Source organism: Alteromonas sp. 4NS20-0143, from assembly GCF_057542855.1.
Genome location: NZ_BAAJLR010000002.1, coordinates 209428 through 224249, shown reverse-complemented (window position 1 = coordinate 224249; position 14822 = coordinate 209428). Strand labels below are relative to the sequence as shown.

Here is a 14822-nt window from a genome sequence, read left to right as displayed (position 1 = left end):
TGACGTCTAAGCTTCAGAAGGCCAAGTTTTTGGAAGGCTACGTATCAAAAGAAGTGGGGCTAGGACATTGTGAAATCACTTCGATTTTACCGCTTTTATGCTCTTGCTCTAACCTGACATCAAATTTCCACAGTCGATGCAAATGACGCATAACCTCATCTTTTGACTCGGCAAGAGGGATATCGTGTTGAGGGATGTAGCGTAATGTTAGCGAACGGTCGCCGCTTATATCTACTTTGTATACCTGAATATTAGGCTCTAAATTGCTCAAGTTATATTGGGCCGAGAGCTTTTCTTTGATTGTGCGATACCCCTTTTCATTGTGAATAGCACTAACGCTTATAAACGATTTTGAAGTGTCGTCTTCAAGAGCGAATAGCTTGAAGTCTCGAATGATTTTTGGGGATAAGAACTGACTAATAAAACTTTCGTCTTTAAAGTTCTGCATGGCAAAATGTACTGTTTCTAACCAGTCTTTCCCTGCGATGCTGGGAAGATAGTAATAGTCTTCTTCAGTAGGAGATTGGCATACCCGTTTAATATCCATAAACATAGAAAAGCCAAGTGCGTAAGGGTTAATGCCGGAATAATACGGACTGTTGTATTCCGGCTGCATGACAACGCTTGAATGACTATGCAGAAACTCCATCATAAACCTGTCGCTTACCAGTTTGTCGTCGTACATCTTGTTTAGAATGTGATAATGCCAAAAACAGGCCCATCCCTCATTCATTACCTGGGTTTGCTTTTGCGGATAAAAATATTGCGACACCTTGCGCACTATTCTTACAATCTCACGCTGCCAAGGCTCTAATAGCGGCGCATTCTTTTCAATAAAATAGAGTAAGTTTTCCTGTGGTTCACTAGGAAAGCGACGAGGGTGTGCATTATGTTTTTGTGCGTTATCCGGCAGTGTTCGCCATAGCTCATTGACCTGCGACTGCAGGTAAGTCTCGCGCTCTTGCTGACGGTTCTTTTCTTCCTGTAGGGATATTTTCTGAGGCCGCTTATACCTATCTACGCCAAAGTTCATTAACGCGTGGCACGAATCAAGAATATTCTCTACATCTTCAAAGCCAAATTTTTGTTCGCATTCGGCAATATAGTTTTTAGCAAACACTAGATAGTCGATGATTGAGCCAGCGTCGGTCCAGGTTTTAAATAGATAGTTGCCTTTAAAAAAGGAGTTGTGGCCGTAGCATGCATGGGCCATAACTAACGCCTGCATGGTGATGGTATTTTCTTCCATTAAATAAGCAATACAAGGACTTGAGTTAATGACTATTTCATACGCTAACCCCATTTGCCCCCGTTTATACTGCTGCTCAGTCTGAATAAACTTTTTACCAAATGACCAGTGGGTGTAGTTGAGCGGCATGCCGATGCTGGCGTAGGCATCCATCATTTGCTCTGCGGTAATAACTTCAATTTGGTTGGGGTAGGTGTCTAGCTTGAATGCTTTTGCTATTCGGTCAATATGTTCCTCGTACTCACCAAGGAGGTCAAAGTTCCAGTCAGGTCCATCACTAAGCTTATAAAATTGATGGGATAAGGGGGGAGTTGACATAGAATGCTCCTTAACTTGCGTCAGCATCTGCGCGCTTAAATATCTCTCTAAACACGGGATAGATATCAGCTTGAGATTCAATATGCTTACACATGAAGTTGTCGTGGGAGGCGCTTACTTGCTCGAACCCTTTCCATAAACTTTGGTGAGGCCGTTCAGTAATCTCAATGTAAGTGTAGTAGCGGCAAACGGGTAATAAATGGTGGGCAAGTAATGCACTGCATTTTGGCGAGTCGTCGGCCCAATTATCACCATCAGAGGCTTGTGCCCCGTAAATATTCCAAAGGCCGTCGCTGTATCGTTCTTCAATGATGTCTTTCATTAGCTTTAATGCGCTAGAAACAATGGTGCCCCCGGTTTCCTGTGAATAAAAGAACTCTTGTTCGTCTACTTCTTTAGCCTGTGTATGGTGGCGAATATACACCACGTCAACATTTTCATAAGTACGACTGAGAAACAGATAAAGCAGAATATAAAATCGCTTCGCCGTCTCTTTTGTAGTTTGATCCATTGAGCCAGATACGTCCATTAAGCAGAACATCACGGCCTTACTGCTGGGAAGCGGTCGTTTGTCATAATTTTTAAAGCGCAGATCAAAGGTATCAATAAAGGGCACTTTGGCGATTTTGGCTTTTAATGCGGCAATATCCGCCTCTAGAGCGATTCGCTCTTCCGTTACTAAACCCGAATTAGCATGCATGCCTTCATCTATGCTGTCAGTATTATTGCCTTCGTTGGCTTTTAGTTGCTCATAGCGTTCCTCTAATTCTCTAAGCTTGCGTTTGTCTGCTGCAGTCAACGCAATGCGCCTGGCCACAGAGCCTTTTAGCGAACGCACAACATCTAAATTAGAGGGAATGCCATCGGTCTGATAACCTGCCCGATACGTTTCGTACTGTGTAACGTGATTGAATTGGTTTTTTTGTAGGTTAGGCAATTCAAGATCTTCAAACAGAATGCTTAAATACTCGTCTTTAGAAATAGAGAAGACAAATTCGTCTTGCCCCTCGCCGTCGTTGCTGGCGTCTCCGTCTCCATTGCCCCGGCCTGCTCCTTGTGGGGGACGCTCAATTCTATCTCCCTCTGAAAACTGGTCGTTGCCGGGATGGACCATATCCCGCCGCCCGCCTTTACCAGTGTGAAATACAGGTTCTGAAATATCCCGTGTGGGAATACTAATTTGTTCACCAGATTCCACATCGGTTACCGAACGCTTACCTACTGCGTCTGACACCGCCCGCTTTATTTGCTGCTTATAGCGTTTAATAAAGCGCTGCCGGTTTATCGTGCTTTTGCCTTTGCTGTTGAGCCTTCGGTCAATAAAATGGGCCATAAACACCTACTTACATAATGATACTCATGTATTAAACTTCGACCTCATACAATGGAAATTCATACAATGAAAATCCGCACGAATGAGAATTCGATAGGCAGAGAGAAAGCGCGTCTTTACGATGCTTTTCTCACTCGGAGATACCATTCGCAGAGTAATCTTACTTGCTTTTGCGTATAGCCTTTTTCGGTCATGCGGTTAACAAAGTCGTCATGCTTCTTCTGCTCCTCAGTGGAGCCTTTTGTGTTAAACGAAATGACGGGCAACAAATCTTCAGTATTTGAAAACATTTTCTTTTCAATCACGGTGCGCAGTTTTTCATAGCTGGTCCATGAAGGGTTGTTACCGTTGTTATTCGCTCTGGCGCGAAGCACAAAGTTTACGATTTCATTTCTAAAATCTTTTGGGTTGCTTATTCCCGCTGGTTTTTCTGTTTTTTCAAGCTCTGCATTAAGCGCCTCACGGTCGAACAATTGGCCAGTTTCGGGGTCTCGATACTCTTGGTCTTGGATCCAAAAGTCAGCATACGTGACATAACGGTCAAATAAATTTTGACCGTATTCCGAGTAGCTTTCTAAATAGGCCGTTTGTATCTCTTTTCCAATAAACTCTACATAGCGAGGAGTAAGGTATCCTTTCAAAAATTCGAGATATCTGTCTGCAACTTCTTGATTAAACTGTTCGCGCTCAATTTGTCGCTCTAAAACGTAGAATAGGTGCACAGGGTTTGCTGCCACTTCTTGGCTGTCGAAATTAAACACTCTAGATAAAATTTTAAACGCAAAGCGAGTGGAAAGGCCTTCCATGCCCTCATCAACTCCCGCGTAGTCTCTATACTCTTGATAAGACTTCGCTTTTGGGTCTGTGTCTTTTAGGCTTTCTCCGTCATACACCCGCATTTTAGAAAATAGACTTGAGTTTTCAGGCTCTTTAAGACGGGAGAGAACAATAAACTGAGCCAAACATTCCAATGTGTCGGGGGCACAGGGCGCACCGTGTAACTCACTGGTGTCGAGCAGCTTCTTATAAATCTTAATTTCCTCACTCACCCGCAGGCAGTAAGGCACTTTGACAATGTACACCCTGTCTAGAAACGCCTCATTGTTTTTGTTGTTGCGAAAGGATTGCCATTCAGATTCATTAGAATGAGCCAGTATAAGACCATCAAACGGCAATGCCGAAAATCCTTCTGTCGGATTGTAATTACCTTCTTGCGTTGCTGTAAGCAGAGGATGTAACACCTTGATAGGTGCTTTAAACATTTCAACAAATTCCATCAGCCCCTGATTAGCTTTGCATAGAGAGCCGGAATAGCTATAAGCGTCTGGATCATTTTGAGCGTATTGCTCTAAGCGGCGAATATCTACTTTTCCTACCAGCGCAGAAATGTCTTGGTTATTTTCATCACCAGGCTCGGTTTTTGCGATACCAGTTTGGTCGAGTATTGAAGGATAAACCCGAACAACTTTGAACTGGGTAATATCGCCATTAAATTCGTGTAGACGCTTGCGCGCCCATGGCGACATAATGGTTTTAAGGTAGCGCTTGGGAACACCGTATTCTCGTTTTAAAATGTCACCATCTTCATTTTCATCAAATAGGCAGAAAGGGTGATCATTTACTGGTGAGCCCTTGAGCATATAGATTGGGACATTTTGCATCAGCTCTTTTAGCCGTTCGGCCAATGACGATTTACCGCCGCCAACAGGACCTAGCAAATATAAGATTTGTTTACGCTCTTCTAATCCCTGTGCGGCATGTTTTAAATATGACACGATTTGTTCAATCGCCTCTTCCATGCCATAAAATTCTGAAAAAGCTGGATAGCGAGAAATGACGCGGTTAGAAAAAATGCGACTGAGTAGTGGATCGCTGGCGGTATCAATCCGCTCAGGTTCACCAATGGCTATTAAAAGACGTTCGGCGGCGTTGGCATATGCCAGAGAATCTTCCTTGCAGATTTCAAGGAATTCTCCAATGGTAAATTCTTCCTGTTTACGCTCCTCATAGCGACTTTGATAGTGCTCAAAGATACCCATAAATACCCCTTAGAAAACGGAACCCCGTACTTTCATGTTAGTAGGTATTCTTAAAAAGGTAAGGTTTTGTAGGTTAACTTTTTTAGAGAATTTTTGTCGTTGAACACAAAAAAGCCTCGCTAGTGCGAGGCTTTCATATTCAACTGTTTGTAGCGATTTATTTCTATTCAGAGACCGCTCTGTATAGCGCTCACCCTGTCTAGAAAGAAAGGTCGCTTACGCTAGGTTGCTGTTCGCAAATTCCCAGTTTACCAATGCCCAGAAGTTTTCCAGGTACTTAGGACGAGCATTACGGTAATCGATGTAATACGCGTGTTCCCAAAGGTCAACAGTTAGGATTGGCGTTAGCGAGTCGCCTGAAATAGGTGTTTCAGCATTGCTTGTATTAACAATGTCTAGGCTGCCGTCAGCTGTTTTTACTAGCCACGTCCAGCTTGAACCGAAGTTGTTCACTGCTTTGTCATTAAACGCTGCTTGGAAGTCAGCGAATGAGCCCCATTTTGCATTGATTGCGTCAGCTACTGCACCTGTTGGCTCGCCGCCGCCATTTGGGCTTAGGCAATTCCAGTAGAAAGTATGGTTCCAAACTTGAGCTGCGTTATTGAATACACCGCCTTCAGAAGCCTTAATGATTTCTTCTAGGCTCTTGCTCGCCATATCAGTACCTTCCACTAGGCCGTTAAGCTTAGTTACGTAGGTAGCGTGATGCTTGCCGTAGTGGTACTCAAGTGTTTCAGCAGAAATATGCGGTTCTAGTGCATTTTGTTCGTATGGTAATGCTGGTAATTCAAAAGCCATGTCGGTCTCCATGATTAGTTTATAGATATAACGCTATTAACCCTCTAAAGCCTGCAAATAGAGGACAACGTGCTAATTTAGCTCACTAATATCGCTATGTGTTTTGTTTCGAAATAAAGAGTTTCGAAATAAAGCATAACGTAGAAGTGGGGATAAAGTCTTATAACTCAATGACAAAATTATGAATTTTTTGTCTATGCTTGAGAGAAGTAAGTAGCAATACAATAGATAGCCACATGACCTTTTAACAGATCACTTTGTAACGCGTGTTTTATCGGCGCTGGTAAAGCGACTGCCGCGTTACTCTATTCATTAGTCAGCATATTAGCGATTATGTTAGACACTGGATAACATCACAATAAGATAATTTGTGTTATTCTGCCCTTGATAAATGTGATGAGCAATCCCACTTCCTGAGTATTAACTATTCCGCTGAGAGGATCCAATGGACAATACTGAAAGCCAATCGACGATTGACAGAATTAAGCAACAAATTGAAGAGAACCCAATCCTACTTTATATGAAGGGCTCACCTAAGCTTCCAAGCTGTGGATTTTCTTCACAAGCTTCACAGGCGCTTATGTCGTGTGGGGAAGCATTCGCATACGTTGATATTCTTCAGAACCCAGACATTCGAGCAGAATTGCCAAAATATGCAAACTGGCCAACGTTTCCACAACTTTGGGTTGATGGCGAGCTAGTAGGCGGGTGTGACATCATTATTGAAATGTTCCAGCAAAACGAGCTGCAGCCCTTAGTCAAAGAAACGGCTGAAAAACACAAAACTGAAGAGTAATTAGGAAATCTTAATTCTCTATTGAAAAGCCGGCTTTAAGTCGGCTTTTTTGATTAAAACCGCCCAAAAATACACTGCTTTCAATTCCGCTAAAACTATATAGACAAGCCAGAAAAATAAATCCTCTACGCCTTGAAAAAATATTTTTATTTTATCGAAAAAGGTTTGTTTTTTAATACGTTACCCTCTATAAAAAACCTGTGCTGACACAGCAGTCGTCAGTGTTGAAGGTCTAATAAAAAAATACTTTATCGTAATCACTCTGGTTATGGTTTAAGGCGCCAAAGCGCCAAAGCTGATAAAGAAAACTCCGGGAAAACACCATGAAAACACACTTGTCTTTATTGACTAAAAACGTACGCAGCGTACTAGCTGCTTCTGCTGCGTTTTCCGTTATTGCTGCCGCGCCTGTTTATGCGCAAGAAGCAGACGACGAAAAGAAAGCGGAAGATTACGAACAAATTGCGGTAGTTGGTTCACGTGCAGCACCACGCTCAATTGGCGATTCAGCAGTGCCAATTGACATCATATCCAGTGAGGACTTTAAGCAACAGGGTGCCACCGATATGGTATCTATGATGCAAACGGTGGTTCCTTCATTTAACGTGAACGACCAGCCAATCAACGATGCATCAACGTTAGTACGCCCAGCAAACTTACGCGGCATGGCAGCTGACCATACTCTTGTTTTAGTCAATGGTAAGCGTCGTCACCGCTCAGCAGTCATTACTTTCCTTGGTGGCGGTCTTTCTGACGGCGCACAAGGTCCAGATATTTCAGTTATCCCAGCATCTGCATTAAAGCAGGTAGAAGTACTTCGTGACGGCGCCGCTGCACAGTACGGCTCAGATGCCATCGCAGGTGTTATCAACTTCGTCCTTAATGATGCATCAGAAGGCGGTACGTTCGAAGCCCGTTACGGCTCATTTTATGAAGGCGATGGTGACATGATCCAGCTTTCAGGCAACATTGGTCTTCCACTGTCTGATGCGGGCTTCATCAACCTTTCTGCTGAATATCGTACTGCAGACGATACATCTCGCAGCGTGCAGCGTGATGACGCCGCAGCGCTTGTTGCTGCTGGCAACACCTTTGTCGCAGACCCTGCACAAATATGGGGTTCGCCTGAAATTAAGCACGACATTAAGCTTTTCGCGAATGCGGGACTAGAGCTATCAGACTCTTCAGAAGCCTACATGTTTGGTAACTATGCGGTGCGCGAAGTTGAAGGTGGCTTCTACTACCGTAACCCACACACTCGCGGCGGTGTTTTCGCTAATGACGGTTCGCTTCTTGTGGGTGACTTAACTGGTGATATGTCGGGCAACTGTCCAACTGATATTGCACCAGGCGCAAATGTGTTGACTAACGACCGTTACATCAATGAAGTGGCGAACAATCCTGATTGCTTTGCGTTTAACGAAATTCTTCCTGGCGGCTTCACGCCACGCTTCGGCGGTGAAGTAACTGACATGTCTTTGGTATTCGGTACGAAAGGCGAGTTAGACAACGACGTGACTTATGACGTCAGCGTTAACTTAGGCCAAAACGAAGTTGATTTTAAAATTAGCAACACTATCAACCCATCTCTTGGTCCAGATACACCGTTTGAATTCAGTCCAGGTCGTTACACGCAATCTGAACAAACGTTAGATATAGATTTCACTAAACCTTTCGATGTTGGCCTATACGAGCCACTTTTCGTTGCAACGGGTTTCCAATACCGTCACGAAAGCTACGAAAGTTTTGCAGGTGATACCGCGTCCTATGAAATAGGTCCATTGGCGTCACAAGGTTTTGGCATTGGTTCAAATGGTTTCCCTGGCTTAGCAGCTAATAGCCAAGGCCTTGTGTCTCGTCATAACGTTGCATTTTATATTGATGCAGAAGCATACATCACTGAAAACTTCATGTTAGCAGGTGCGCTTCGTTATGAAGATTTCTCAGACTTCGGTGACACCACAAAAGGTAAAATTGCGTTCCGTTGGCAAGCTCTTGAGAACATCGCGTTTCGTGGTGCTTACTCAACTGGCTTCAAAGCGCCAACACTGGGACAAAGTAACGTTCGTAACGTAACAACAGCGTTTGGTACTGGCGGCGAACTTATCGACCGTGCGACACTTCCACCAACGGATCCAGTATCGCAGCTTAAAGGCGGTGAGCAACTCACTCCTGAAGAATCAGAAAGCATCACATTTGGTATTGTTGCACAGTTCGACAGCGGGTTATTTATCACAGCTGATTACTACAATATCGAACTTACAGACCGTTTAAGTACTGCTTCGGGCATTGCACTAACTGATGAAGATATTGCGACCTTAATTTCTCAAGGTATCAATGATGCGTCTAGCTTCTCTGAAATCAGCTTCTTTACCAATGACTTTGATACTACAACGGAAGGTGTTGACGTAGTAGCAAACTACAGCATGGAAATGCTGGGTGGAGACACTAAGTTCTCACTTGCTTATAACTGGACATCGACAGTAGTTGACCGCGCGTCTGATAATATTTCAGATTTCCGTATTCGCATGCTAGAAGACAACCTTCCAGCGGTACGTTACAGCGCAACGGCTAACCACACAAACGGTGACTGGCGTTTCCTTACTCGTCTTAACTATTTTGGCAGCATCTTTGAAGATCACTTAGACTCAGCCCTTCCTATTAACAAGGTGGGTTCTGAATTTACCGTTGATTTAGAAGTAGCGTATAGCTTTACAGAAGACTTCACGCTTACTGTTGGCGCCAAAAACGCGTTGGATGAATACCCAGACGAAAATACGCAATATGCGGGCATTGCTGGGTCGTTATACCCAACAACAGCACCTATTGGTATTAATGGTGGGTTCTACTACCTACGAGGCATGTACACGTTCTAACTTGTACGTCTAATAAAGGGAGCTTTTGCTCCCTTTTTACTTACCAAAAATCCATATTTAAAGCGTGAAAAGCCTGACAAACACAGGCATGATTAGGGGCTATAGATTTTAGGTGTTATCCCAAAATCTATATTTCTTGAACATCTGTAAGCAATTCGAAACACATTCATTAGAGATTTATGACCAGAAAGTCGACAGTAGCTGAAACCTTCTTAAAATACCGCAGCAAGTTAATGCGCGCGGTAGGCACTATTGTTGGTACTGATGATATTGAAGATATAGTGCAAGAAGCATTTATTAAGAGCTATGAGGCCGAACTAAAACAAGAAATACAGTACGAACGGACCTACATGCTTAAAACTGCGCGTAATTTAGCGCTTAACCATGTGTCGAAGGCTGAAAATAAAAATAAACAGCATTTAGACGATATGGATATGCTGCCCTATGAGTTGATAGGGCACAGCTTAGAAAAAAACGTAGAAAGTAAAGAGCGCTTCATTCACTTTTGCCGAGCCACAGACACGCTGTCTGCGGATGTGAAGCGCGTATTTTTATTGAAAAAAGTCTATGGCATGCGACAAAAAGAAATTGCCGAACTCGTGGGGTTGAGTGAAAGCACTGTGGAAAAGCATGTCGCCAAAGGTCTTTTAATGTGCTCTCGGTATTTGGCCGACCTGTCAAAAGATACTTCGTCACCCCAAGCACCTTTAAGTGCGACTCAGGACATAAGCAGTAGTTGATATGAATAACATTCGCCAATTTTCCAGTAAAGAAGATATCCAAGAGCATGCCTGCTTATGGGTAAGCCGCTTAGACCGCGGTTTGAGAGATGAAGAGCTCGCGGAACTTGATAGCTGGCTTAGCGAGAGTAACGCCCATCGTCAGTCTCTTATTGAAGCGGCTAGCCTCTGGGACGATATGTCTGTGCTCAACGAGTTAAGTGGCTTGTTTCCCGAGTCTCACATGCGTAAAAGTGATGGAAACAGAGCAAAGCGCCAGAACGCTTCTCAACATCGTGGTAAGTGGAGTATTGCCGCTGCCTTTTTGGTAATGACGTTAGCGATAGGGACGATTGTTCAGCAAGTGTGGTTAGACAATACACCTGAGTTTGCCGCCATAAGCGAAAAAGTGGAGACGGGTATTGGAGAGCAAAAAAATATTATTTTGGCTGACGGGTCGGTGCTGCATTTAAATACGAACTCTATCGTTACGGTAGACTTCTCCCAAAACGCTCGCTCTATTGTATTACTCAAAGGTGAAGCTCACTTTGAAGTGGCCCACGACACATCTCGCCCCTTCTCAGTAACCGCAGGCAACAACACGGTTACCGCGGTAGGAACAGCATTTAATATGCAGTACGTTAACGATAACGCCTTCGAATTGGTTGTGACAGACGGCAAGGTGTTAGTTAAAGATCGGTTCAGAGATTCCACATCTGCCGAATCTTTGTTTGGGAAGAAGCCTGTTACCGAGGAAGGTCTGCTTATGTTTGCGGGTGAGAAAGCCACGGTGCAAGGCAAGGTGGAAGCTCGCGAAAGCATGTCGAAAAACGATATCGATGATGATTTAGCTTGGCAGCAGGGGATGATTGTATTTAAAGGCGAGCCTTTAGAAGCGGTACTTGCTGAAATTGGGCGCTACACGCCTGTAAGATTTAGCATAACGGATGACCGCTTACGTAAACGCCGAGTTGCAGGCTACTTTAAAGTGGGCGATATCGACGGCTTACTGGCAGCGCTGAAAAGCAGTTTTAATATCAATTATGAAAAAATAACCGATACAAGCATTCAGTTATCTGTCGCTTCTTAGGCCGTTTGATAATGCCTGTATGAAACTGGATAGCTTGGGCAGCTTCAAAAGCACAGAGAAAAGAGCGGCAGGGGCTAGGGCGTGTTGATTTTTGTTGTACGAGTTTTGGGCTAAATGGAAGCATTTTAATCGCGAAACAGTCCTGTAGGCCTAGTGGGCTAAGTCAAAGGGCTGTGCCAAAGAGTAAAATGCTTCCATAACGCCCCCTTCGGGCAGCGCCTGTGAGCTATTTACTCTGCGTTGAATGGTTTCGATTTAGCCCGCTAGACCTTCAACCATTCGCCTGGTCTAAATAGCTCACAGGCCGCTGCAAAAATGTACAGCAAAGATCAACACGCCCTAATATTATATAAAAATAATTAGCGTGCTGGCATTGGCCTATTGGCATCCGCTTATTGAATGTGACAATATACGAAAGAATAACAGCACATCGATATTTTACCTTGCAGTACATGCATTTCGCAGACATTACTCATTCTATGAAACGTCAACTTTTTAGTTGGTGTTTTCGTGCTGTGGGCTCTCATCACTGTGCTCACAAAAGCGCCGGTCGCAGCGCTTATCTCGGCGCTTATCGTGGTTCCCATGACATCGCCGTTCGTAACGCCCATGACAGCAGCAATAAAAAGAGCCAAGTGGCGCTGGCGATATGCATAGCCTTTTCAAGCATGGGGTGGCAAAGCGTAAGCCATGCTCAGCAATCTATACCTGCAAGCCGCGATAGCGAGCCCCTAGCTCTATCGGAAGCGCCCTCTTTTACGTTTTCGGTGCAATCCCAATCGGCAGATGAAGCCCTAACCGAGTTGGCTAAGCAGGCAAATACCACACTCCTTTTTCCCTTCGATTTAGCCAAGCGAGTTAAAACCAACTCGCTAAATGGCACCTATACGCTGAATGAAGCACTTGAGCAGCTGCTTGAAGGAACCGAACTTGCGGTAATTGCTGATGATTCAGGTGTACTAAGCATACGTTCGCGGGCATCTTTAGTTGCTAAAAAGCCCGTTGAGCGCAAAGAAGAAAAGCAAGAGGACAATAGTAACGCCCTAGAACGCATTGCTATCGTTGGCACACGAAATGCTCCTAGAAGCGCTGTTGATTCACCGGTTCCGCTGGATATTATTGGCGCTAAGTCGTTAAGCTCTCAAGGCAATGCAGACGTGCTGTCAATGCTCAGTGTTATGGTGCCATCTCTTAATGTGAACGACCAACCAATCAACGACGCAAGCAGCTTGGTAAGGCCAGCAAATTTACGCGGCATGTCATCTGACCATACGTTGCTATTGCTCAACGGTAAGCGCCGGCATCGTTCTGCGGTCATCACCTTTTTAGGTGGCGGTTTGAGCGATGGCGCACAGGGTCCTGATATTTCAGTTATTCCAGCGTATGCGTTAAAGCAGGTGGAAGTATTGCGAGATGGAGCTTCAGCGCAATATGGCTCAGACGCTATTGCCGGTGTCATTAATTTTGTGCTTAAAGATGATAGGGAAGGAGGAAGCTTTGCCTTGAAATCAGGTGCCTATGGCGAGGGAGATGGTGCTTTATTCCAATTTCAGGGTAATCGGGGCTTTGCATTGGGCGACACTGGTTTTATCAATGTAACTGGTGAGTATCGTCAACAGGGCGGGACGTCGCGCTCGGTACAGCGAGACGACGCTATAGCGCTTCTGGAACAGGGTAATGGTTTCATTCAAGATCCCGTGCAAATATGGGGAGCGCTTGATGTTGACAACGATATGAAGCTCGCTATTAACGCAGGCTATAGTCCGTCTTCCACCACGGCCGTATACGGCTTTCTCACTGCAGCCACTCGAAAGCTATCGGGTGGATTTTACTACCGCAATCCCCAAACACGGGACGGGGTGTTTAGCCGCACTGATGGTGAAACCGGAGCACGGCGATTAATTGTTGCCGACTTAGATGGTATCGATTCTGGCATACAATGCCCTTCAATTACCCTCACTGATAACGATGTGCTTCAAAATCCCACCTATCAGCAGATTGCGGATAACAGTACAGAGCTTGGCGCAAACTGCTTTGCTTTTAACGAACTTTATCCAGGTGGATTTACGCCAAGCTTTGGTGGCACCATCGAAGATGCCTCACTAGCTGTGGGGCTTAGAAAAGAGCTTCCTTACGATTGGGCTTTCGATGTCAGTGCGAGTTTGGGCTACAGTAACGTAGACTATGACATTTCCAACACGGTGAATCCGTCCTTAGGTCCACTTTCTCCTACGTCATTCGACCCTGGCGGCGTGTCTCAGGTCGAACGCACGCTCAATTTGGATTTTTCAAAGTTAATTCAAACAGTATTTGACGACCCTGTGAGTATTGGCCTTGGCATAGAGTGGCGAAAAGAAACCTATTTTCAAAAAGCAGGCGATGAGAGTTCATATATTGCAGGGCCTTACGCATTTGAGCCCCCGCTAGGCTTAAACGAAGGATTTTCAATTGGCTCCAACGGTTTCCCAGGCTATCAGCCTCAGTCTGCTGGAAATTGGAGCCGCAGTAATTGGGCTATGTACGCCGATATTGAGTTTTTCGTTACCGAAGCATTGCAATTTGGCGTTGCCTCACGGCTTGAGCACTTCAGTGACTTTGGCACTACATTTGATGGCAAGTTGAGTACGCGCTACAAGCTTACCGATCTTTTTGCTTTAAGAGGCTCAGTGAATACAGGCTTTAAAGCGCCCACGGTAGGGCAGAGCAATGTTATTAACGTGACCACGGCCTACGGCCCTAACGGGCTAGAAGACCAAGCCACACTGCCGCCTACAGATTTAATATCCGTACAGCTTGGCGCGACACCGCTGACACCAGAGGAATCGGTCAATTTCAGTGTAGGGGCGGTAATGCACGTGAGTGAGTATTTCTTTGCCACCGTCGATTATTTCAATATTCGCTTGGAAGATAGGATCAGCACTACGTCAGCTATCCCGCTCACAGAAGATGACATTAGTGCACTTATTGCCGATGGGCGACCTGATGCGGCTAAATACAACGCTGCAAAATATTTTACTAACGATTTTGATACGAAAACACAGGGTGTTGATGTTGTTGTAAATTATCAATTTGCAGCAGGAGAATGGCAAAACAACCTGCTGTTTGCCTACAACTGGACCGATACGCAGGTAGAGCGAGTGACGTTATACCCAGCATTAGTCAATGGCGCGCTTCAGCTTACGCCAAATTTGACCAATGCGCGGATACGCATGCTGGAGGATAATTTGCCGGCCCACAGGGGGAGCATTACCCTCGAACAAGCTATTTCGTCATTCGCATTTACATGGCGCTTAAACTACTTTGGCTCATTTTATGAAGATCACTTAGATGCATCTGCAGGCTTTGATATATACGGTAGTGCAAGACTGACAATGGATGCGCAGTTTTCGTGGCAAGTGTCAGAGGAAACTCGCTTTACAGTAGGGGCGCAAAACTTATTCAATACGTTGCCAGATAGTAATATTTTCAAAGGAGAGGTTGGTGCTTTGTATCCGCCGACTACGCCGGGCGGTATAAACGGAAACTTTTTCTATGCAGGTTTGGAGTTTGAATTTAAGTAGTGAAATGAAAAAGGCGGACTCAATGCTGCGGGCTATGATTTGAA

The 14822-nt window shown here is 44.7% G+C and carries 9 protein-coding genes; 5 read left to right on the top strand and 4 right to left on the bottom strand.

Annotation, left to right across the window (positions count from 1 at the left end):
* Positions 1-37 precede the first annotated feature (37 nt).
* The 4 genes from AC27HD_RS04710 to sodB all read right to left on the bottom strand — a co-directional run bounded on the left by AC27HD_RS04710 (position 38) and on the right by sodB (position 5737).
* Positions 38-1567: a SpoVR family protein gene (locus AC27HD_RS04710; RefSeq protein ID WP_487104150.1), complete on the bottom strand. Its 1530-nt coding sequence runs from the start codon at positions 1565-1567 to the stop codon at positions 38-40.
* A 10-nt stretch (positions 1568-1577) separates the two neighbouring features.
* Positions 1578-2900: a YeaH/YhbH family protein gene (locus tag AC27HD_RS04705; RefSeq protein ID WP_487104148.1), complete on the bottom strand. Its 1323-nt coding sequence runs from the start codon at positions 2898-2900 to the stop codon at positions 1578-1580.
* A gap of 116 nt (positions 2901-3016) precedes the next feature.
* A complete protein-coding gene (locus tag AC27HD_RS04700) occupies positions 3017-4939 on the bottom strand; it encodes a PrkA family serine protein kinase (protein ID WP_487104146.1) in 1923 nt (640 codons plus the stop codon).
* 216 nt (positions 4940-5155) lie between these two features.
* Entirely contained in the window at positions 5156-5737 is a 582-nt protein-coding gene (gene sodB / locus AC27HD_RS04695; RefSeq protein ID WP_032094491.1) for a superoxide dismutase [Fe], read from the bottom strand.
* A 445-nt stretch (positions 5738-6182) separates the two neighbouring features.
* Here sodB and AC27HD_RS04690 point away from each other — a divergent pair, with 445 nt between their 5' ends.
* The 5 genes from AC27HD_RS04690 to AC27HD_RS04670 all read left to right on the top strand — a co-directional run bounded on the left by AC27HD_RS04690 (position 6183) and on the right by AC27HD_RS04670 (position 14778).
* Positions 6183-6533, top strand: coding sequence for a Grx4 family monothiol glutaredoxin (locus tag AC27HD_RS04690; protein ID WP_032094492.1), 351 nt, complete (start codon positions 6183-6185; stop codon positions 6531-6533).
* Positions 6534-6856: 323 nt separating this feature from the next.
* Positions 6857-9409, top strand: coding sequence for a TonB-dependent receptor plug domain-containing protein (locus tag AC27HD_RS04685; protein ID WP_487104144.1), 2553 nt, complete (start codon positions 6857-6859; stop codon positions 9407-9409).
* 179 nt (positions 9410-9588) lie between these two features.
* Complete coding sequence (locus AC27HD_RS04680) at positions 9589-10149, top strand: RNA polymerase sigma factor (protein ID WP_032094494.1); 561 nt, start codon at positions 9589-9591, stop codon at positions 10147-10149.
* A gap of 1 nt (position 10150) precedes the next feature.
* On the top strand, positions 10151-11218 hold the full coding sequence (locus AC27HD_RS04675) for a FecR family protein (RefSeq protein ID WP_487104143.1): 1068 nt from the start codon (positions 10151-10153) through the stop codon (positions 11216-11218).
* A gap of 479 nt (positions 11219-11697) precedes the next feature.
* Complete coding sequence (locus AC27HD_RS04670) at positions 11698-14778, top strand: TonB-dependent receptor domain-containing protein (RefSeq protein WP_487104141.1); 3081 nt, start codon at positions 11698-11700, stop codon at positions 14776-14778.
* Positions 14779-14822: the final 44 nt, after the last annotated feature.

What these genes read in the sequence shown, in the direction of transcription:
- AC27HD_RS04710 (WP_487104150.1), bottom strand. Translation starts at nt 1,567, where the DNA reads ATGTCAACTCCCCCCTTATCCCATCAATTTTATAAGCTTAGTGATGGA.
- AC27HD_RS04705 (WP_487104148.1), bottom strand. Translation starts at nt 2,900, where the DNA reads ATGGCCCATTTTATTGACCGAAGGCTCAACAGCAAAGGCAAAAGCACG.
- AC27HD_RS04700 (WP_487104146.1), bottom strand. Translation starts at nt 4,939, where the DNA reads ATGGGTATCTTTGAGCACTATCAAAGTCGCTATGAGGAGCGTAAACAG.
- sodB (WP_032094491.1), bottom strand. Translation starts at nt 5,737, where the DNA reads ATGGCTTTTGAATTACCAGCATTACCATACGAACAAAATGCACTAGAA.
- AC27HD_RS04690 (WP_032094492.1), top strand. Translation starts at nt 6,183, where the DNA reads ATGGACAATACTGAAAGCCAATCGACGATTGACAGAATTAAGCAACAA.
- AC27HD_RS04685 (WP_487104144.1), top strand. Translation starts at nt 6,857, where the DNA reads ATGAAAACACACTTGTCTTTATTGACTAAAAACGTACGCAGCGTACTA.
- AC27HD_RS04680 (WP_032094494.1), top strand. Translation starts at nt 9,589, where the DNA reads ATGACCAGAAAGTCGACAGTAGCTGAAACCTTCTTAAAATACCGCAGC.
- AC27HD_RS04675 (WP_487104143.1), top strand. Translation starts at nt 10,151, where the DNA reads ATGAATAACATTCGCCAATTTTCCAGTAAAGAAGATATCCAAGAGCAT.
- AC27HD_RS04670 (WP_487104141.1), top strand. Translation starts at nt 11,698, where the DNA reads ATGAAACGTCAACTTTTTAGTTGGTGTTTTCGTGCTGTGGGCTCTCAT.